This is a genomic window from Roseococcus sp. SYP-B2431, from assembly GCF_004336745.1.
Classification (GTDB): Bacteria; Pseudomonadota; Alphaproteobacteria; order Acetobacterales; family Acetobacteraceae; genus Roseococcus.
Map to the genome: position 1 here is coordinate 98,943 of NZ_SJXD01000029.1, position 19,980 is coordinate 118,922.

The 19,980-nt window shown below is 70.7% G+C and carries 20 protein-coding genes; 10 read left to right on the forward strand and 10 right to left on the reverse strand.

The window, feature by feature from the left end:
- Positions 1-40: 40 nt before the first annotated feature.
- Positions 41-1,009 (reverse strand): LysR family transcriptional regulator, encoded by a 969-nt coding sequence (locus EJV46_RS20425; RefSeq protein WP_131550574.1) that lies wholly within the window; start codon positions 1,007-1,009, stop codon positions 41-43.
- 93 nt (positions 1,010-1,102) lie between these two features.
- On the opposite strand from EJV46_RS20425, the gene EJV46_RS20430 reads away from it, so the two are divergent.
- A complete protein-coding gene (locus EJV46_RS20430; protein ID WP_131550575.1) occupies positions 1,103-2,182 on the forward strand; it encodes a TauD/TfdA family dioxygenase in 1,080 nt (359 codons plus the stop codon).
- Positions 2,179-3,147, forward strand: coding sequence for a tripartite tricarboxylate transporter substrate binding protein (locus EJV46_RS20435; protein WP_131550576.1), 969 nt, complete (start codon positions 2,179-2,181; stop codon positions 3,145-3,147). The genes EJV46_RS20430 and EJV46_RS20435 overlap by 4 nt, the downstream gene beginning before the upstream one ends.
- 34 nt (positions 3,148-3,181) lie before the next feature.
- Here EJV46_RS20435 and EJV46_RS20440 read toward each other — a convergent pair whose 3' ends face one another.
- From EJV46_RS20440 to EJV46_RS20450, 3 genes are all read right to left on the reverse strand, one after another.
- Positions 3,182-3,415 carry a hypothetical protein gene (locus EJV46_RS20440; RefSeq protein WP_131550577.1) on the reverse strand — a complete coding sequence of 78 codons (234 nt, stop codon included), beginning with the start codon at positions 3,413-3,415 and terminating at the stop codon, positions 3,182-3,184.
- Between the two features lie 82 nt (positions 3,416-3,497).
- Positions 3,498-4,073, reverse strand: a complete 576-nt coding sequence (locus tag EJV46_RS20445; RefSeq protein ID WP_131550578.1) for a hypothetical protein — start codon at positions 4,071-4,073, stop codon at positions 3,498-3,500.
- A 209-nt stretch (positions 4,074-4,282) separates the two neighbouring features.
- Positions 4,283-5,347, reverse strand: a complete 1,065-nt coding sequence (locus tag EJV46_RS20450; protein WP_131550579.1) for a nitronate monooxygenase family protein — start codon at positions 5,345-5,347, stop codon at positions 4,283-4,285.
- Positions 5,348-5,607: 260 nt separating this feature from the next.
- On the opposite strand from EJV46_RS20450, the gene glmM reads away from it, so the two are divergent.
- From glmM to EJV46_RS20470, 4 genes are read left to right on the forward strand one after another with little or no spacing between them, the layout of a single operon-like run.
- Positions 5,608-6,996 (forward strand): phosphoglucosamine mutase, encoded by a 1,389-nt coding sequence (glmM, locus tag EJV46_RS20455; RefSeq protein WP_240782677.1) that lies wholly within the window; start codon positions 5,608-5,610, stop codon positions 6,994-6,996.
- A complete protein-coding gene (thiD, locus tag EJV46_RS20460; protein WP_131550580.1) occupies positions 6,993-7,799 on the forward strand; it encodes a bifunctional hydroxymethylpyrimidine kinase/phosphomethylpyrimidine kinase in 807 nt (268 codons plus the stop codon). Before glmM ends, thiD begins: the two co-directional genes overlap by 4 nt.
- A gap of 25 nt (positions 7,800-7,824) precedes the next feature.
- Positions 7,825-8,139: a DUF167 domain-containing protein gene (locus tag EJV46_RS20465; RefSeq protein ID WP_131550581.1), complete on the forward strand. Its 315-nt coding sequence runs from the start codon at positions 7,825-7,827 to the stop codon at positions 8,137-8,139.
- Positions 8,140-8,182: 43 nt separating this feature from the next.
- Positions 8,183-8,605, forward strand: a complete 423-nt coding sequence (locus tag EJV46_RS20470) for a DUF3830 family protein (protein WP_131550582.1) — start codon at positions 8,183-8,185, stop codon at positions 8,603-8,605.
- A 58-nt stretch (positions 8,606-8,663) separates the two neighbouring features.
- On the opposite strand, the gene EJV46_RS20475 is transcribed toward EJV46_RS20470, so the two are convergent.
- The 4 genes from EJV46_RS20475 to EJV46_RS20490 form a co-directional block, all read right to left on the reverse strand.
- Complete coding sequence (locus EJV46_RS20475) at positions 8,664-10,334, reverse strand: M3 family oligoendopeptidase (RefSeq protein WP_131550583.1); 1,671 nt, start codon at positions 10,332-10,334, stop codon at positions 8,664-8,666.
- Between the two features lie 3 nt (positions 10,335-10,337).
- Complete coding sequence (locus EJV46_RS20480) at positions 10,338-11,084, reverse strand: arylmalonate decarboxylase (protein WP_131550584.1); 747 nt, start codon at positions 11,082-11,084, stop codon at positions 10,338-10,340.
- Positions 11,085-11,138: 54 nt separating this feature from the next.
- On the reverse strand, positions 11,139-12,395 hold the full coding sequence (locus tag EJV46_RS20485; protein ID WP_165585643.1) for a sensor domain-containing diguanylate cyclase: 1,257 nt from the start codon (positions 12,393-12,395) through the stop codon (positions 11,139-11,141).
- 113 nt (positions 12,396-12,508) lie between these two features.
- Positions 12,509-13,183: a GntR family transcriptional regulator gene (locus EJV46_RS20490; protein ID WP_131550586.1), complete on the reverse strand. Its 675-nt coding sequence runs from the start codon at positions 13,181-13,183 to the stop codon at positions 12,509-12,511.
- A gap of 77 nt (positions 13,184-13,260) precedes the next feature.
- On the opposite strand from EJV46_RS20490, the gene tcuA reads away from it, so the two are divergent.
- Genes tcuA through EJV46_RS20505 form a run of 3 tightly spaced genes read left to right on the forward strand, consistent with a single transcriptional unit; the run spans position 13,261 to position 16,775 of the window.
- Positions 13,261-14,655 (forward strand): FAD-dependent tricarballylate dehydrogenase TcuA, encoded by a 1,395-nt coding sequence (gene tcuA, locus EJV46_RS20495; protein ID WP_131550587.1) that lies wholly within the window; start codon positions 13,261-13,263, stop codon positions 14,653-14,655.
- Complete coding sequence (gene tcuB / locus EJV46_RS20500) at positions 14,642-15,757, forward strand: tricarballylate utilization 4Fe-4S protein TcuB (protein WP_131550588.1); 1,116 nt, start codon at positions 14,642-14,644, stop codon at positions 15,755-15,757. Before tcuA ends, tcuB begins: the two co-directional genes overlap by 14 nt.
- Positions 15,758-15,815: 58 nt before the next feature.
- Entirely contained in the window at positions 15,816-16,775 is a 960-nt protein-coding gene (locus EJV46_RS20505) for a tripartite tricarboxylate transporter substrate binding protein (protein WP_131550589.1), read from the forward strand.
- Positions 16,776-16,846: 71 nt separating this feature from the next.
- Here EJV46_RS20505 and EJV46_RS20510 read toward each other — a convergent pair whose 3' ends face one another.
- Complete coding sequence (locus EJV46_RS20510; RefSeq protein WP_131550590.1) at positions 16,847-17,332, reverse strand: cupin domain-containing protein; 486 nt, start codon at positions 17,330-17,332, stop codon at positions 16,847-16,849.
- A 158-nt stretch (positions 17,333-17,490) separates the two neighbouring features.
- Between EJV46_RS20510 and EJV46_RS20515 the strand changes: the two genes are divergently transcribed.
- The gene (locus tag EJV46_RS20515; protein ID WP_131550591.1) at positions 17,491-18,453 is read left to right on the forward strand and encodes an AraC family transcriptional regulator; all 963 of its coding nucleotides are present in this window, start codon (positions 17,491-17,493) and stop codon (positions 18,451-18,453) included.
- A 37-nt stretch (positions 18,454-18,490) separates the two neighbouring features.
- On the opposite strand, the gene lpdA is transcribed toward EJV46_RS20515, so the two are convergent.
- Entirely contained in the window at positions 18,491-19,909 is a 1,419-nt protein-coding gene (gene lpdA, locus EJV46_RS20520) for a dihydrolipoyl dehydrogenase (RefSeq protein WP_131550592.1), read from the reverse strand.
- Positions 19,910-19,980 lie beyond the last annotated feature (71 nt).

The following is a 19,980-nucleotide window of genomic DNA, read 5'->3' on the forward strand; positions in this document are numbered from 1 at the left end:
CTGTTGGCGGGCGGACGTTAGGCAGATGGGCGAGTCGCTGTCACCCGCGATGGCTCAGCCATCCCTGGCGGATCAGGCTGGCCCGGTCGGTCAGCAGCTCGATGCCGGGATCGCGCAGCTGCCGCAGCTGCGCCAGCGCTGCCAGCACCACCTCCGCCGCGGCCGGCGTGAGCGAGCGGCCGGCCCGCCGCGCCAGCGAGGCCGTGCGATGGACCGCCGGCACCAGCTCCCGCCAGGCCAGGCCGGATCCGCCCGAAGGCCGCGCCGCCAGCGCCGGCACGGCGCCCACGCCGACGCCGCTTTCCACCAGGCTCCGCAGCGTCGTCATGCTCGAGACCTCGTAGCGCAGGCCGCGCACGGCCTGGGCGCCGTCGCGATCCTGGTCCAGCAGGCGCCGCATGCCGTTGAGCTGGCTCATCCCCACCAGCGGGAAATCCGCCAGCACGCCCCAACCGAGGCTCTTCCCGGCGCGGGCCAGAGGGTGGTCGTCCGGGCAGAGCAGGCCGAAGCGGTCGCGCATCAGCGGGATCGCCTCGATGCCCGGCTCGGGGCTCGGCAGGGTGGTGACGGCGAAGTCGAGCTCGCCGGCCAGCAGGCGGCGGGCCGCGCCTTCGGTGTGCTCCTCGATCAGCCGCACGGCGATGCCGGGGAAGCGCTCCGCCACATCCCGCAGCGCCGGCGCGATCACCGGGCCGATGAAGGAGGCGGTGGCGGCCATGACCACCAGGCCGCTCTGCCGGTCGGCGATGGCGCGCAGGTCGTCGACGGCGCGCTGCATCTCGTCGAGCAGGCGTTCGGCGGTGACCATGAAGCGCTCGCCATGGGCGGTGGGGGCCACAGCGCGCGTGCTGCGGTCCAGCAGGCGCAGCCCGACCTCCTCCTCCAGCCCGCGGATCGCCATGGTCAGCGCGGATTGCGTGAGGTTCAGCTCGCTGGCGGCGCGGGTGAAGCTGCGGGCCCGGGCGACGGCGAGGAAGGCGCGAAGCTGGCGCAGGGTGATGTTGGTCATAAGCCGATCTTATGAATGGCCGCGAAAAATGAAATGGACCCGCGGCGGGAAGCACCGCAGCCTGCCGCCAGGAAATAGACTTCGGAGGAATACATGTCCCACGCCCTCGCCGAGGCGCCCTTGGTGCTGCCGCCCGGCCCGATCGGCGGCCCCGCCGCCTGGACCGGCCCGCAGATGATCCGGGACGGCTCCTGGCTGCACCAGTTCACGCCCGCGGAGCTGGCCGAGATCGACGCCGCCATCCACGCGCACCAGGAATCGGGCCAGGAGATGGGCCGCATCTCGCGCGAGACCTTCCGGCTGCCGACCCTGGCGCCGGTTCTCGCCGGCGTGGTGGAGCAGATGCTGCACGGGCGCGGCTTCGTGCAGTTCCGCGGCTTCCAGGTGGCGAAGTACACGACGGAGCAGGCGGCGATCGCCTATCTGGGCATCGGCGCGCATCTCGGCAGCTTCCGGTCGCAGAACGCCAAAGGCCACCTGCTGGGCCATGTGCGCGACCTGGGCCTGGACATCAGCAAGCCCACGACCCGCTACTACCAGACCAACCGCGAACTCGAATACCACACGGATTCCTGCGACATCGTGGGGCTGCTGTGCCTGAAGACCTCGCGCAGCGGCGGCGAGAGCATGATCGTCAGCTCCGTCACCCTGCATGACGAGATGCTGAGGCGCCGCCCCGATCTCTACGAGCAGCTCTTCCACGCCTTCCCGACGGATCGCCGCGGCGAGATTCCGCCGGGCATGCTGCCCTGGTTCGAGGTGCCGGTGTTCAGCTGGCACGAGGGCCAGCTCACGACGATCTATTCCGGCCAGTACATCCGCTCGGCGCAGCAGAATTTCCCGGAGGCGCGCCGGCTGACCGCGCTCGAGCGCGAGGCGCTGCACCTGTTCGACGACCTGACGCGCGACCCCACGCTGAACCTCAAGATCGAGTTCCGCCCCGGCGACATGCAGTTCCTGCACAATCACCAGATCCTGCACAGCCGCACCGATTTCGAGGACTGGCCCGAGCCGGAGCGCCGCCGCCACCTCTTCCGCCTCTGGCTGGCCCCGGAGGGCGGCCGTCCGCTGCCGCCGAGCTTCGCGCAGCGCTACGGGCAGCTCACGCCCGGCGACCGCGGCGGCATCGTGACGAAGGACACGGTCCTGAAGTTCGTGCTGGAGCCGCAGTGAAGGCGGGTCTCTCGCGGCGCGGCCTCCTGGCCGCGCCGTTGCTGCTCGCCTCCGGCCGGGCGCTCGCCCAGCCGGCCTGGCCGGTGCGGCCGGTGCGGATCATCGTGCCCTTCCTCCCGGGCGGCATCATCGACAATCTCGCGCGGATGATCGCCGAGCCGCTGCAGCGCAGCCTCGGCCAGCCCTTCGTCGTCGAGAATCGGGGCGGCGCGGGCGGCAATGTCGGCACGGCCCTCGTCGCGCGGGCGAAGGGCGACCCGTACACGCTGCTGCTCGGCAGCTCCGGCCCGCTGGCGGTGAGCCCGACGACGGAGGCGAGCCTCGCCTTCGACCCGGCGACGGACTTCTCGCCCGTCACCATCCTCGCGCGCACGCCGCTGGTGCTGGTGGTGCCGGCCAACTCGCCCTGGCGCGATCTCCGTTCCATGATGGATGCGCTGCGCGGCGCCCGGCAGGACGTGATGTATCCCACGCCCGGCCTGGGCTCGCCGCAGCTCCTGGCCGGCGAATCCCTGCGCCAGCGCGTGGGCTTCCCGGCCCAGCCCGTCCACTACAACGGCAGCGCGCCGGTGGTGATGGCGATCGTGGCGGGCGAGATGCCCTATACCTTCGAGAACCTCGTGCTGGTGGCCCAGCAGGTGCGGCAGGGCGCCTTGCGCGCGCTCGCCGTGACCAGCGCGGAGCGCGCGCCCATGCTGCCGGACGTGCCGACCATGTCGGAGGCGGGCCTGCCCGGCTTCGAGGCGGGCGGCTGGTACGGGCTGCTCGCCCCGGCGGACATGCCGGCCGGGGTCGTTCCGCGCCTGCATGCGGCGACGGTCGCGGCCCTCGCCGAGCCCGAGGTGAAGCGACGGATCTCCGAGATGGGATCGCCCAACATCTCCAGCACGCCGGAGGAGTTCCGCGCCATGATCGCCGCGGAGACGGTGAAATGGCGCGACGTCCTGCTGGCGAGCCGGCGGTGAACGGCGGGGCGGCGGCTGCCGCCGGCCTCCCGTCTCAGCTCCGCGGCAGGCCTTCGCCGCGGAAGCCCTCCGGCGGCGGCTCCTCCGCCGGGGCGCGCTGCGGGGCCGCCCTGGCCTGCCGCCAGGCCATGAGGCGCTCCTTTTCGTCGGCGCCGCCGCGGCCGCCGAAATGCGCCATGGCGCCGGAATAGGACTTCGCGAAGCGGGCGTGTCCTACTGTATCGGCGAGCCTTTCGGCCATCTCGTTGCGAGGGGTCTGATTGGCCATGCTCCGTCTCCCATGGATACCGATCGAAGAACCCGGGACCGGACGGCCAGTTGCCGTTGGGCACTCATCGCCATTCCGCATGTCACCGGGGGCGGGCATTCCCACGCGAAGCGGCAGCGGGCTGAGCCGGAACGCACTCCATCCTCGCGGCAGCCGCCGGTGAGCGACGCCAGACGTACAGGCCGTCACTCATGCGGAAGTTGAGCCAGCCATGCGATCTTCCCGGCCCGATCTGCGGGACGAAGCGCCCTCGCTCGTTGCCCCAATCGTCGAATTCGCAGCCGACGCGCCACTCGCCGCGCCGATGCTGCACCATCACCACCCCCTGCGCCTCCGCGTTGCCCCTCATGTAGGGCCAGGTGAACAACAGGAAGACGTCCGGCAGCCCGTCCCGGTTCAGGTCCTTGACGATGTAGAGGAGGTGGCGGGAGGGATCGAAATTGTAGGAACGGCCGGTGTCGTTGTCCCGGCCTTGCCGATCGCCGTCCATATTGATTTCCATGGCCCGGGACGGCTCCAGATCGGTCTGCCGCAAGGCATGCAGGGCGTCGGACACCAGCGGGTTGAACGCATTCCAGGCGACAGGTTCGGCGGAAGCAGACGGCGGCCATCCAAGAAGGATGACGGATGGCAGAGCTGTTCTCAACAGCTTCCGCATCACCGCAACCGCACATACGGCGTTTGTTCGAATATCGAACTCATGCGCTCGACCCCGTTTGCCTCGCATTCCATAGCCGAAGTCTCCTGTGGGGCGTCTCGTCTCCTCCGCGGCAATTTGCTCTCGCCAGGCTTGGTTCGGCTGGCCCGGCCGGGCCTCAAACCGGCGACGAATATGTCCTTATTTTATTCTATCGGGTTTCAAGTGCCTTACCTCGGCAGCAGCTCCTCGGCCTCGCTCCAGATCCGCCGCACCAGCTCCGCCGCCGGCTCGGCGCGCGTCATCGCCACGCCCTGTCCGGCCCAGAGCTGCATCCGGCTCGCATCCCCCTCCTTCGCCGCGGCCGCGCGCATCGGCGCCGTGAGGATGCGCTGGAGCGGATAGGGCGCGGGCGGCACGCGCTCGAACAGCGCCGTCGCCCGGTTGCCGATGCCGCGCGCGAGCCGTCCGCTCAGGCCGCGCGTCATCACCGTGTCCTCCGGCGCGGCCTGGGCCAGCGCCTCGGCCCAGGGGGCCGCGATCGCCGTCTCGGGGCAGCGCAGGAAGGCCGTGCCGAGCTGCACGGCGCTCGCCCCCAGCGTCAGCGCCGCCGCCACGCCGCGCCCGTCCATGATCCCGCCCGCCGCGATCACCGGGATGGAGAGCGCGTCGGCCAGGCGCGGGATCATGGCGAAGAGGCCGATGAGCTGCGCCTCCGCCGCCTCGGGGGAGAAGCTGCCGCGATGGCCGCCCGCCTCGGCGCCCTGGGCGACGACGGCGTCGGCACCGGCCGCTTCCGCCTCGCGCGCCTCGGCCAGCGTGGTGGCGTTGCAGATCCAGAGGATGCCGCGCGCCTTCAGCTCCTTCACGAAATCGGGCTCCCACAGCCCCATGATGGTCGAGACCACGGCCGGCCCGGCGGCCAGGACCGCATCGCACTGCGCCTTGAAGTCCGGCAGGAAGGGGCCCTCGCCGAGCGCCGGCGGCTCCGGGCCGAGCGTGGCCAGGGCGGCGCGGGCGGCCTCCTCGCGGGCGGGGTCGCGCACCGGCTCGGGATCGGGCGCCCAGAGGTTGATCTGGAAGGCGCCATTGCTCCCCGCGCGGAACTGTCGGGCCCAGTCGGCGATCTCGGCCGGGCTCGACTGCAGCGCGCCCATGCCGCCCATCGCGCCGGCATGGGCCACGGCGATGCCAAGCCCGGGCGGCGAGGCGCTGGCCATCGGCGCCTGGAGGATGGGGACGCGCAGGCCGAAGCGGGCGCAGAAGGCGAGGGCACGTTCGCGGGCGGAGGACATGCGGGGAAGGCTGCCCCCGCGCCGCGCGCCTGTCCACAGCCGCGAGACTTGCGCGGGGCGAAACCGGCTCACTGTAGGCGCGACTTGTTTGACTTTGGCGTCCGGCAATATTCGTGGAAAAGCGTCGGCGGATTTTCCACTATCCGGCGAGCGGCGGCGGGCCTCCCGTCCTCCGTCGGCGGGAATCCGGGCCCGGGTCCTGGCGTCCCATCATTGTCCCCTCGGCCGAGAGGCTGTAGCAGCCCGGAGGCTGCCAACGCATGACGAAGCTGATGACCCTCAAGACCCTCCCCGGCGCGCCCCGGCGCAAGCTCTTCGGCACCGACGGCATCCGCGGCACGGCCAACCGCGCGCCCATGGATGCGGGGACGGCGCTGCGGCTCGGCCAGGCGGCGGGGCGGTTCTTCAACCGCGGCGCGCACCGGCATCGCGTGGTGATCGGCAAGGACACCCGGCTCTCGGGCTATATGCTGGAGCCGGCGCTGACCGCGGGCTTCGTCTCGGCCGGCATCGACGTGGTGCTGGTGGGGCCGCTGCCGACGCCGGCCATCGCGCTGCTGACCCGCTCGCTGCGCGCCGACCTCGGCGTGATGATCAGCGCCTCGCACAATCCGCATGAGGACAACGGCATCAAGCTCTTCGGCCCCGACGGGCTGAAGCTCTCAGACGAGCAGGAATGCGCCATCGAGGCGCTGATGGAGGGCGACCTCACCGCCGCGCTGGTCACGCCCGAGCGGCTCGGCCGCGCCTCCCGGCTCGAGGACGCGCCGGGCCGCTACATCGAGGCGGCCAAGGCCAGCTTCCCCCGCGGCCTGACGCTGGAGGGGCTGCGCATCGTGGTCGATTGCGCGCATGGCGCGGCCTACAAGGTGGCGCCGACCGTCCTCTGGGAGCTCGGCGCCGAGGTGGTGAGCGTGGGCGTGGCGCCCGATGGCTTCAACATCAACCGCAACGTCGGCTCCACCTCGCCCGGCCAGCTCGCCGCGCTGGTGACCGAGCGCCGCGCCGATCTCGGCATCGCGCTGGACGGCGACGCGGACCGCGTGGTGCTGGTGGACGAGAAGGGCCAGCTCATCGACGGCGACCAGATCCTGGCGCTGATCGCCGCCTCCTGGGCGCGGCAGGGGCGGCTCAAGGGCGACGCGCTGGTCGCGACCGTCATGAGCAACATGGGGCTGGAGCGCTTCCTCAAGGCCAAGGGCCTCGGGCTGCATCGCACCAATGTCGGCGACCGCTACGTCAGCGAGCGCATGCGCGAGACGGGCTGCAATCTGGGCGGCGAGCAGTCGGGCCATGTGATCCTAAGCGACTTCGGCACGACCGGTGACGGGCTGGTGGCCGCGCTGCAGGTGCTGGCCGTGCTGGTCGAGCGGAAGCGGCCGGCGAGCGAGGCCTGCCGCCAGTTCGAGACGCTGCCGCAGCGCCTCGTGAACATCCGCTTCACCGGCGTCTCGCCGCTGAAGGATGCCGGCGTGCAGAGCGTCATCGCGGCCGAGGAGAAGGCGCTGGGCGAGGCCGGCCGCGTGCTCATCCGCGCGAGCGGCACGGAGCCGGTGATCCGCGTGATGGTCGAGGCGGAGGAGGAGGGGCGGCTGAACCAGGTGCTCGACAGCCTCTGCGGGACGATCCGGTCCAAAGTCTCGGCATGAAAGGCCGCGTGCTGATCTGCGCCGGCTCGGATTCGGGCGGCGGCGCGGGCATCCAGGCGGATATCAAGGCGGTCACGGCCCTGGGCGGCTTCGCCATGACGGCGGTCACCGCGCTCACCGCCCAGAACACGCTCGGCGTGCAGGGCGTGCTCGGCGTGGAGACGGGCTTCATCCGGCGGCAGATCGCCTGCGTGCTGGAGGACCTCGGCGCGGACGCGTTCAAGACCGGCATGCTGCACGACGTGCCGACCATCGAGGCGGTGTGCGACGAGCTCTCGGCCCGGGCGCCCGGCGTGCCGCTGGTCGCCGATCCGGTGATGGTGGCCAAGGGCGGCCATGCCCTGCTGGCGCCGGACGCGGTCGCGACGCTGAAGCGCCGGCTGCTGCCCATCGCCGCCCTGGTCACGCCCAACCTGCCCGAGGCCGGGGTGCTGGCCGGCTTCCCCGTCACGGACGAGCCCTCGATGCGCGAGGCGGCCAAGGCCATCCTCGCCATGGGCGTGCCGGCGGTGCTGCTGAAGGGCGGCCATATGGAAGGCGAGGTCCTGGTGGACCTGCTGGCCACCGCCGAGGGGGTCATCCGCTTCGAGGACCGCCGCGTCGCCACGCGCCACACTCATGGCACCGGCTGCACGCTGGCCTCGGCCATCGCGACCGGCCTGGCCCAGGGCCTGGCGCTGGAGCCGGCCGTCGCGCGGGCGCGGCGCTACGTGCGGGCCGCCATCCTGGCCGCGCCCGGCTATGGCGCCGGCCATGGCCCGCTGGACCATGGGGTCACGGTGGAGGCCGGGCGCTTCGGGTGATTCCCACCGCCGCAACCGTGGGCTGATGCCTGTCACGCCGATCGCCAGGGGAGTCCGGCTGGCCGTCCGTCTGACGCCGCGCGCCTCGCGCGACGGGGTGGACGGGGTGGTGGAGGGGCCCGACGGGCGGCGGATGCTGCAGCTGCGCCTGACCGCGCCGCCGGTGGAGGGCGCCGCCAATGCCGCGCTCATCGCCTTCGTCGCCAAGGCGCTGGGGCTGCGCAAATCCGAGGTCGCGATCGTCTCCGGCCAGAAGGCGCGGATCAAGCTGCTGGAGCTGTCGGGCGATCCGGCCGGGCTGGCCGGCCGCGTGGCCGCCTGGATCGCGGACTCGACGTGACGCCGGCTCCGTGCTTTGGGCGAAGGAGGAGAGGGAGACGGGCGTGACGGACATCATCATCGACATCGGCGGCGAGACATTCGAGGCGGCCTTCGAGGCGAAGGACGCGCCCAGGACGGTCGCGCGCTTCCGCGAGCTGCTGCCCTATCGCGACCGGATCATCCATGTGCGCTGGAGCGGCGAGGCCTGCTGGATCCCGATGGGCGAGCGCGACCTGTCGATCGGCTACGAGAATGCGACGAGCTATCCGGCGCCGGGCCAGGTGATCGTCCATCCCGGCCATGTGAGCGGGGTGAGCGAGACGGAGATCCTGGTGGCCTATGGGCCCTGCTGCTTCGCGAGCAAGGCCGGGCAGCTGGCGGGCAACCACTTCCTGACGATCCGCGGCGACCTGGAGCGGCTGGCGAAGGTGGGCCGCTCGGTGCTGTGGGACGGCGCGAAGGCGATCGAGTTCCGCGCGCCCTAATTGATCGAAGGTGCAGGAAACTGAGTTTCCTGCCGGGGTGTTTGAGGGGCGGCGCCCCTCACTTCTTCCCGAGAAAGGCTTCGGCTTCCCCGACCACTTCCGCCAGCGCCCCTTCCGCGAAGGGCGACACCAGCCCGGCCGATGTCACGAGCTCCTGGAACGGCGCCGAGCCGCCGCGGGCGCAGAGCGCGACATAGGCGTCGAGCGCGGCCTTGGGATCCTGCCGCGCCTTCACCCAGAACTGCAGCGCGCAGCACAGCGCGAGGGTGTAGTCGATGTAGTAGAAGGGGCTGTTGTAGATGTGGTGCTTGGCCTGCCAGCGCCCGCCCTTCGCCAGATAGCCGATGTCGCCATGGTCGGACCACGGCATGTAGCGCGCCTCGAGACGCTTCCAGATCGCGTGGCGCTCCTCCGGCGTGGCGTCGGGATTCGCGAAGACCTCGTGCTGGAAGTGATCCACGCAGACGCCGTAGGGCAGGAAGGCCAGCGAGGAGATGACGTGCATCCGGCGGAAGCGGTCGGCCGCCTCCTCGCCGACGAGCAGGCCCATCTGCGGATGGGTGAGGAATTCGAGGCTCATCGAGTGGATCTCGCAGGCCTCCATGGTCGGCCAGAGCTGGTCGATGCCCGGCAGGTTCCGGCTCTCCCAGCACTGGAAGGCATGGCCCATCTCATGGGTGAAGACGCCGATGTCGTGATGCGTGCCGTTGAAGTTCGCGAAGATGAAGGGGGCGCCGAAGGACGGGAAGGAGGTGCAGAAGCCGCCGCCGGCCTTGCCGGGCCGGTTCTTCAGGTCGAGGAAGCCGCCGGCCCGCATCATCCGGTAGAACTCGGCCAGGCGCGGGTCCATCCGGTCGAACATGGTCTGCGCGGCTGACACGAGCGTGTCGTGGTCGCCGATGGGCTTCGGGTTGCCGGCCGGGTCGATCAGCGCCTCGTCCCAGGACATGACCTTGTCCCAGCCGAACTCGGCGCGGCGCGCCTCCAGCAGCCGCGCGACGAGCGGGACGACGTGCTCGGCCACCTGGTCGCGGTAGCGGGCGACGTCCTCAGGGCCGTAGTCGGTGCGGCGCATGCGGCGATAGGCCAGCGGGGTGAAGCTCTCGTCGCCCAGCTTGCGCGCCATGCCGTGGCGCAGCTTCACCAGCGCGTCGTAGATCGAATCCAGCTCGGCGCCGTTCTGCTCGAAGAAGGCCCAGCGCAGGGACTCCGCGCGGTGCCGCATCTCGCGGTCGTCGCTCTCGGCATAGGGCGCGAGGCCGGAGAGGTTCACGGCGGCGCCGTCGATCTCGAAGCTCGCGGAGGCCAGCAGCTCGGTGTAGCGGGCGGTGAGCTTCGACTCCTCTTCCAGGTCGGCGGCGATGGCCGGATCGAAGGTGGTGATGTCGGTCTGCCAGAGGCGCAGGACGTGCGGGCTGACCAGCGCCTCGACGCCGGCGCGGTCGGGGTCGTCAATGAGCCGCTTCTTGATGGCGACCTCGTGCTCGGTGGCGACGGGGGCCAGGGCATCGGCGTATTCCCGATCGACCTTGGCCTCGGGGCTCCTGGTGTCCTGGGCGAAGCGCAGATGGACCAGCGCGCTCCAGCTGTCCGTGGCGCGGCGCGCCGCGTCCCATTCGGCAACGGCCTCTTCGCGCGAGCCGCCGTCGAGCTCCGCCGCGATGTGCTTCGCCTCCGCGGCCAGGGATTCCGCCGTCGGCTTCGGGGCCGAGATCTCGTCGAAGCGCATCTGCTAAAACTCCGCCATGAGGCGGCCGAAGCCGTCCAGCTTGTCGTGGATGCCGTTGGCGCGCAGCGCGTGCCACCAGGTGGCCGTGTTGATCGCGACGACGGGCTTGCCCAGGAAGAGCTCGGCCGCCGCGGCGAGGCGCACCATGGAGAGGTTGGTGCCGACCTGGAGGATGGCGTCGACGTCATCGCCGTCCAGCGCCTTCAGCTCCTGCGCGAGGACGGAGGGCGGAACCTCGGCGATGGCCGTCCAGCGCCGGCATTGCAGCGCGCGGTCCCGAACGACGGAAAAGCCCATGTCGGAAAAATAGCGCGCGACCTCGGCGTTCATGCTGGGCCAGTAGGGCGAGAGGATCGCGATCCGCCTGATGCCGCCATAGGCGTTCAGCGCCGCCGCGCTGGAATGCGAGCCGACGCTGATCTTCACGCCGCTCTCCTCCTCGACCTCGCGCACGAAGCGGTCGGCGCCCTTGACGCCGTCGAAGAAGGTCACCGAGCTCATGCCCATCACGAGGTAGTCGGGCTTCGCGGTCATCACGCTGCGCACGGCGTCGAGCGTGTTGTTGCCGATCACCTCGATGCCGGCCCGGAAGGTCTCGTTGCTGACGGCGTCGGTGTCGGGGGTGAAGATGCGGCTGTAATGCGCGGTGACGCCGGCCGGGCGCATCATGTCGAAATCGGGCTGCACCACGGTGTTGGTGGAGGGGCCCAGAACGCCGAATGTCTTACGCCAGCCCAGGATGTCGGGCATCGCATGCTCCTGTTGACCACGAGGGAGCTTAGGGCCGGATCCGCCCCGGCGTAATCAGCCGGCCTGCCCGTGGCCCGACGCGGCGGCCAGGACGACGCGGTTCCGGCCGCCCGCCTTGGCCTCGTAGAGGGCGCGGTCGGCGATGGCGACGATCTCTTCCGGAGTGCTTTCCGCGTCGGAGACCACCGCGATGCCGAAGCTCGCCGTGATGGGCCGGATCACCCCGCCGAGGTCGAAGGGGTCGTCGGCGATGGCCGCGCGGTAGCGCTCGACGGCGGCCGGCAGATCCGCGGCGGGGGTGTCGCCGATGAGGATGAGGAACTCCTCGCCCCCATAGCGTCCGAGGTAGTCGCCCGGCCGCAGCAGCCCGCCGATGCGCGCCGTGAAGGCGCGCAGCGCCTCGTCGCCGGCGGCGTGGCCATGAGTGTCGTTGATCGACTTGAAGTGGTCGATGTCGGCCAGCACCAGCCCGAGCGTCTTGCCCGAGGCGGCACCGGCCCGCATGTGCCGCTCCAGCGCAAGCAGGAAGGCGCGGCGGTTCAGCACCCCGGTCAACGGATCGCGATTGGCCGCCTCCTGAAGCTGCTCGGCCTGCCGCAGGAGGAACTGGTTGCGCTCGACCAGTTCCTGGAAGAGCTTGCTCTTGTTGATCAGGACGGCGACCTGTCCGGCGATCTGCCGGAAGACCGCCTGGTGGATGTCCCGGTAGACGTTCGTCTGGTGGCTGGTGAAGAACAGCACCCCCAGCGGGCGGCCATCCACGAAGAGCGGGCAGGTCAGGCTGGAACGGCCGCCCTCGGCGACGATGTTCCGCGTGGCGTCCGAGGCCGGATGGCGCGCCAAATGCTGCTCCAGATCGTTCAGGATGCGCGGCTCCCCCGTCCTGAACACCTCGCGGAGGCTGCTTCCCACCAGGGGGCGCGAATAGCCCTTGTTGATGCGCATCGGCCCCATGTTGGAGCGCGCCCAGAAGGACGTCAGCCGCGTGCCGCCCGAGGAGAGGAAGGCGCAGCCGATCCGGTCATAGGGAATGATGCCGACGAAGCCGCGGAAGATGCTGTCGAGCACATCCTCCACCAGGATCTCGCGCTCGGCCGTCAGCACCACCTGGTTCAGGCGCGAGAGCTCGGCCTCGCGGCGGCTGATGGTTTCCGACAGGAGCTGCAGCTCGCGGCCGAGGCGGGCCAGCGGGTTGTCGCCGTCGGCGACGGGCGGGGGCACGTCCTTGCCCTGCCGCAGCGCGCTGACCCAGGCGGTGTAGGCGTCGAGCCCCTGGCGCAGCACCTCGTCGCTGGGTTCGTTCGTGGTCATGGCGCTTCGGAACATCTCGGCAGGTCGCGAATGGGAGCTGGTGGGGGCGCGGGTGACCACGGGAGGTAGTGCCGCTGTCCCTGGGGGACAAGGCGGGGAAGGTCGCGGCTGGCCTACCCGCCCGGCGCGGCCATCGGCACGCCCGAGACCTGCACCAGCCAGGCCAGCCGCTGCCGCTGCGCGGCGCGGGAATGCCGCCGGGCCGCTTCCTCCGCCGCCGCGCCGTCACGGGCGCGCAGCGCGGCCGCCAGCACCAGATGCTCCTCATGCGCCTGCTGGGCGCGGCCGCCGATGGTCAGCAGCGAGGGCAGCAGCGCCATGGTGGCCGAAAGCTGCTCCAGGCTGCGCAGCAGATAGCGGTTGTGCGCGGCGAGGTAGAGCAGGCCATGCAGCCGCTGGTTCACCGCGGCGAGCTTCGGCGCGTCGGCGAAGCTCGCGGGCTCGCCGGCGACCAGCTCCTCCATGGCGGCGATCTCGGTCTCGCTGGCATGCTGGGCGGCCAGCCGGGCCGCGGCGCCCTCCAGGATCTCGCGCATCACGTAGAGCTCGACCACCTGGGCGTGGTCCGGCCGGCTGACGGCGAGGCCCCGGCGCGGCTCGTGGGTCAGCAGCCCCTCGGCCTCCAGCCTGGCGATGGCCTGGCGGATGGGGGTGCGCGAGACGCCGAAGCGGGCGGCGAGATCGGTCTCCGTCAGCCGCACGCCGGGCGGCAGGGTCCCGTCGCGGATGGCCTCGCGCACGCGCGCATAGGCCTCATGGCCGCGTCCGGGATGGGCAGGGCTGTCCATGGAGGCAGGCTACCCCATCTGGACATGCTCGGATACAGCCGGATACAAGCGCCATCTATCGTGGAGTGACAAGGCGGATGGACTTTCGCCGACTTTATGACGTGCTGGTCGTCGGTGGGGGGAATGCCGCGCTTTGCGCCGCGATCACCGCCGCGCAGGCAGGCGCCAGCGTCGTCGTCGCCGAGCACGCGCCCAGGCCGATGCGCGGCGGCAACAGCCGGCACACGCGCAACCTGCGTGCATTGCACCCCAAGCCGACGGGCGTGCTCACCGAGAGCTATCTCGAGGAGGAGTACTGGGACGACCTGCTGCGCGTGACCGGCGGCCGCACCAACGAGGAGCTGGCGCGCATGACCATCCGCGCGAGCCAGTTCGCGCCGGGCTTCCTCGCGGATTGCGGCGTGGTCTTCCAGCCGAGCCTGTCGGGCACGCTCTCGCTCTCGCGCACCAACGCCTTCTTCCTGGGCGGCGGCAAGGCGCTGGTGAACGCGCTCTACCGCACGGCGGAGAAGCTCGGCATCACCATCCTCTACGACACCGAGGTGCAGCACATCGAGGTGAAGGACGGCTTCGCGACGGAGGCCATCGTCTCCTGGCGCGGCTTCCCCGAGCGCATCCGCTTCAAGGCGATCGTGGCCTCGGCGGGCGGCTTCCAGGCCAATCGCGAATGGCTCCGCCAGTACTGGGGCGACGCCGCCGACAACTTCCAGATCCGCGGCACGCCCTACGCCCAGGGGACCGTGCTGAAGGATCTTCTCGCCAACGGCATCCAGGAGGTGGGCGATCCCACCCAGTTCCACGCCGTCGCCAACGACGCGCGCGCGCCGATGGTGGATGGCGGGCTGGCGATGCGGCTGGACTGCGTGCCCTTCTCCATCGTCGTGAACAAGGACGTGGAACGGTTCTACGACGAGGGCGAGGACGTCTGGCCCAAGCGCTACGCCATCTGGGGCCGCCTCATCGCCCAGCAGCCGGACCAGCGCGCCTTCGCCATCACCGACAGCCAGGCGCTGCACAACTATCTCCCCAGCGTCTTCCCGCCGGAGAAGGCGGGCAGCATCGCGGAGCTCGCGGAAAAGCTCGGGCTCGATGCAGAAAAGCTCGGCGCCGTCGTCGACGGGTACAATGCCGCCGTGCAGCCCGGAACCTTCCACGGCAACAAGCTGGACGACTGCCGCACCGAGGGGCTCGAGATCGAGAAGACCCATTGGGCGCGCCGCATCGACACACCGCCCTTCTATGGCCATCCGCTGGCGCCGGGCATCACCTTCACCTTCCTCGGCGTGAAGGTGAACGACCGCGCCCAGGTGATGATGCAGGACGGCAAGCCCAGCGGGAATCTCTTCGCCTCGGGCGAGATCATGGCCGGTAATATCCTGGGGCAGGGCTATCTGGCCGGCTTCGGCATGACCATCGGAACCGTCTTCGGGCGGCTGGCCGGAGAAGGGGCCGCGAAATATGTCAGAAATTGAATCTGGGGCCATCGTCGAAGCCCGGCGGCAGATGGAGATCTGCAACGCCTGCCGCTACTGCGAGGGCTATTGCGCCGTCTTCCCCGCGATGACGCTGCGGCGGGAATTCGCGGTGGGCGACCTCACCCATCTCGCCAATCTCTGCCACTCCTGCAAGGGCTGCTACCACGCCTGCCAATACGCGCCGCCGCATGCCTTCGGCGTGAACATCCCGGCGACCTTCGCCGACATCCGCAACGAATCCTACGCGGAATACGCCTGGCCCGCGCCGATGGGCCGGCTCTTCGCGCGCAACGGCACGGTGGTGACGGCGACCGTCGTGCTGGCGCTGACGCTGGTGCTGCTGCTGACCATGGGCCTGCAGGACCCCGCGATCCTCTACACCGCGCAGACCGGCACGGGCGCCTTCTTCCGGGTGATCCCCTACTGGCTGATGACCGGGCTGGCGACGCTCACCTTCGGCTACGCCGTCATGGCGATGACCATCGGCGGGGTGCGCTACTGGCGCGGCACGGCGCCGGGGAAGGGCCAAGGGGGGAAACAGAAGCCCATCACGCCGCAGCCCGTCGCCACGGCGGCGGTGGACATCCTCACCCTGCGGAACCTCGGCGGCGGCGGGCATGGCTGCAACGACCTGGACGACAGCTTCGCCCAGACGCGGCGCTGGTTCCACCAGTCCATGTTCTACGGCTTCATGCTCTGCTTCGCGGCGACGACGACGGGTGCCTTCTACCACCACTTCCTCGGCTGGAAGTCGCCGCACGCCTTCCTGAGCCTGCCCGTGCAGTTCGGCACCTGGGGCGGCGTGCTGCTCTGCATCGGCACGGTGGGCCTGCTCTGGGTGAAGACCGTCACCGATCCCGGGCCGGTCGCGAAGCGCTGGCTGGGCGGCGAGTACGCGATGCTCGGCCTGCTCTTCCTGGTCTCGATCACCGGGCTGCTGCTGCTGGTCGTGCGGCACACCGGCGCGATGGGCGTGATGCTCGCCGTCCATCTCGGCCTCGTGCTCGGCCTCTTCCTCATCCTGCCCTACAGCAAGATGGTGCATGGCGTGTATCGCAGCCTCGCGCTGCTGCGGAACGCGCAGGAGAAGCGCGTCTGATCGTTCTGGACAGGCGATGAAATCCGGGGCCTCCTGACCGCAATCAGGAGGTCCAGGAATGTTCAAGCGCCGCGCGGGTCTCGCGCTGATGGCCGTGCCCGCCGTTGCGCGGGCGCAGGGCTTTCCCACCCGGCCGATCCGCCTCGTCATCCCCTTCACCGCCGGCGGCAGCAACGACATCGTGGGCCGCATCCTGGCCGAGGCGATGTCGGCGCGGCTGGGCCAGCCGATCGTCATCGAGAACCGCGGCGGGGCAGGGGGGCTGCTCGGCAACGACCTGGTCGCGAAGGCGCCGGCGGACGGCTACACGATCCTGCTGGCCGGCAGCGGCAGCTTCGTCATCTCCAGCCTCACCGTGCCGCGCGTGCCCTATGACGTAGTGAACGGCTTTGCCCCGATCGGCGGCCTCGGCGCGGCGCCGAACGTCATCGCGGTGAACCCTTCCCTGCCGGTGACCAGCCTCGCGGAGCTGCGCGACTACGCCCGCGCGAACGGTCCCATCACCTTCGGCACACCGGGAGCGGGCACGACCGCGCATGCGCTGGGGGCGATGATCGCGCTCACCCTCGGTTTCGAGATCGACTTCATCCATTACCGCGGCACGGCGCCGGCCCTGACCGACGTCGTCGCCGGGCGCGTGCAGATGATCACCAACGCCGCCGCGCCCTTCCTGCCCTTCCTGGCCTCCGGGCGGCTGCGCGCGCTGGCCATCGCGGGCCGGCAGCGCGCCTCGGTGCTGCCGGAGCTCTCGACCTCGCTGGAGCAGGGCTTTCCCGAGATCGACAGCGCCACCTGGTACGGGCTGCTGGCGCCCGCCGGCACGCCGCCGGAGCCGATCGCCCGGCTGCATGCGGCGATGAACGCCGCGCTGGCCGATCCCGCCATCCGCGCGCGGATGGTGGAGAACGGCGTCGAGATCGAGACGAGCCCGACGCCGGAGGATTTCGGGCGATTCCTCGTGGCCGAGCGCGAGCGCTGGGGCGTGGTGGTGCGCCGGGCGAGCCTGCGCGCCGAATAGGACGGCCGGGAGGCGGCCCGTGGCGCGCCTTGCCGCCGGGCCGAGCCGGGAAGGCCCGGCCTGACGATGCTCTACCGGCGCCGCGGATCGTCGGCGGGGTTCACGTAGGTGATCCCCTGCGGGCCCGTGCCGTGCAGCTGGATCTCGGTCTCCTGGGTGAACCAGGCGTAGTGGGTCATGCCCTTGGCCACGAAGGAGAAGCCGCCGGCCCGCACCAGCTCGCCCTTCGTCTCGTCCAGCCGGTCGCCGACGCCGATGTTGAAGCCGCCCGACAGGACGGTGACGTTCTCGTCGTTCGGATGCGTGTGCGGCGCGATCCTGAAGCCGGCCGGGACCTTCAGGCGCACGACGTAGAACCCTTCCCGCGTCGGATCCCCCCGGACCACAGCGAATTGCGCCCCGCGCGCATAGGCGGGCGGCGCGGTCCAGCGCAGGGCATCCGGCTGCACGGTCGCATGCGCGTCGCCGTCGTGGCGATGGGCGGCCTGCGCCAGTGCCGCGCGGACCGGCAGGGCGGCGGCGGCCAGAATACCGGCGGCCAGTTGCCTCTTCTTCATCGTTCTCTCCATGTGCTGTTGGCCCCGAGCCCGCCGACAGCGAATGCCGGCCGGCGCGTGCGGCAGCGTTCCAAGTAGAACCCATGCGAACGCTTGCGAATGACCGGATCGACGGAGTACCTGACCGATCGTCCAAATCCGCGGTTCGGGGAGGGGCGATGGATCCGTTGTCGGATGTGCTTCGTTCGGTCCGCCTCACAGGCGGTCTGTTCGTCGAGGCGCGCTTTACCGCGCCCTGGTGCGTGACCGCGCAGGTCCGGCCGGAGGAATGGAGCGTGGTGCTGGCCGCCCCCGTCCAGGTGATCGCCTATCATGTCGTGATATCCGGAAGGCTTTGCGTGACCGTGGACGGCGCCCCGGACGTCACGGTCGATGCGGGCGAGATCGTGCTGTTCCCGCGCAACGACGGCCATATCCTGGCGAGCGGCCCCGGCCAGGTGCCGATCGGGGCCGGCGCCCTGATCCAGCGTTCGCCGCAGGGCGGGCTCGCGCGCATCTCCCATGGCGGGGGCGGCGAGGCGGCGCATCTCGTCTGCGGCTTCCTGGGCAGCGGAGACGCCTACAATCCCCTGATCGCGAGCCTGCCTCCCGTCCTGAAGCTCGACCTCCGCGAGGGCACCGCGCGCGACTGGATCGAGGCCTCCGTCCGTTTCGCCGCCGCCGAGCTGGCGGCCGGCCGCCTCCCCACCTCGAGCGTCGTGTCCCGCCTGTCGGAGACCCTGCTGGTGGAGGCGGTGCGCCACTATGCCTCGGCGCTGGACAGCGGGGAGACCGGCTGGCTGAAGGGCCTGCGCGACCCGGGTGTCGGGCGCGCCCTGTCGCTGATGCATCAGGACGTCGCGGCGCCCTGGTCGGTCGATGAGCTGGCGCGGCACGTCGCCATGTCGCGGAGCGCCTTCGTGGAGCGGTTCCGGGCCCTCGTGGGCGTGCCGCCGATCCGCTACCTGACGTCGTGGCGCCTGCAGACCGCCCGGCACCAGCTGCGCCGGGGCGGCAGCAGCGTCGGCCAGGTCGCGCGCGCGGTCGGCTACGAGTCGGAGGAGGCGTTCAGCCGCGCCTTCAAGCGGCAGAGCGGGCTGTCGCCCGCCCGATGGCGGAACCTCGACGGCGCCGAAGGCTGAGTGCGGCGGGCGTCCACCGGGCCCGCCGCGGCGACGGTCAGATGTGGATGGCGCGGCCCTCGACGGCGAGCGCCGCTTCCTTCACCGCCTCGTTCAGCGTGGGATGCGCGTGGCAGGTGCGCGCCACGTCCTCGCTGCTGGCGCCGAACTCGATGGCCATGGCCAGCTCCGCGATCAGCGTGCCGGCATCCGGCCCGATGATATGCGCGCCCAGCACCAGGTCCGTCTTCGCATCGGCGATGATCTTCACGAGGCCGTCGGTCTCGCCCATGGCGCGGGCGCGCCCATTGGCGGTGAAGGGGAACTTGCCGATCTTCACGGCCACGCCCCGGGCCTTGATCTGCTCCTCGGTCTCGCCGACGGAAGCGACCTCCGGCCAGGTGTAGATGACCGAGGGAATGGCATTGTAGTTGATGTGCGGCTTCTGGCCCGCGATCATCTCGGCCAGCGCCATGCCCTCGTCCTCGGCCTTGTGGGCGAGCATCGCGCCGGTGATGCAGTCGCCGATGGCGTAGATGCCGGGGACATTGGTCGCGAAATGCGCGTCGACCTGCACGCGGCCGCGCTCGTCGAGCTTCACGCCCGCCTTGTCCAGCCCGAGGCCGGCGAGGTAGGGCCGGCGGCCGATCGCCAGCAGCACGATGTCGGCCGAGATCTTCTCCTCCGCGCCGCCCGCGGCGGGCGCCACGGTCAGCTCCACGCCCGCGCCGGTGACCTTGGCACCGGTCACCTTGGTCTTGAGCTTGAGCTTCATGCCCTGCTTGGTCATGGCGCGCTCGAACTGCTTGCCGATCTCGAGGTCCAGGCCGGGCGCCAGCCGGTCCATGAACTCCACCGCCGTGACCTTGGCGCCGAGCCGCTGCCACACCGAGCCGAGCTCCAGCCCGATCACGCCGCCGCCGATGACGACCAGGTGCTCCGGCACCTTCTCCAACTCCAGCGCGCCGGTGGAGGTGACGATCTTCTTCTCGTCCACCTCGACGCCGGGCAGCGGCACGCTCTCGCTGCCGGTGGCGATGACGATGTGCCTGGCGGCGTATTCCTTGCCGTCCACCGCGACCTTGCCGGGGCCGGCGATGCTGCCCGCGCCCTTCAGCCAGGTCACCTTGTTCTTCTTGAAGAGGAACTCGACGCCCTTCACGTTGGCGTCCACGGTCTTGGTCTTGTGCGCCATCATCTTGGCCAGGTCGTAGCGGACCTCGCTTACGATCACGCCATGGGTCTCCAGCTTGTGCTTGGCTTCCTCGAAATGCTCGGTCGAGTGCAGCAGCGCCTTGGAGGGAATGCAGCCGATATTGAGGCAGGTGCCGCCGAGCGTCGCGCGCTTCTCGACGCAGGCGACCTTCATGCCGAGCTGGGCGGCCCGGATGGCGCAGACATAGCCGCCGGGGCCGGCCCCGATGACGACGACGTCGAAGCTGTCAGGGCCGGTCGGGTTTGGGGCGGTGGCGGACATGAAGGCTCCTGTGCGAAATCCGGCGCAAACTGACGCGCGGCGGGCCCCGGTGCAAGCCGGCCTATAGCGGC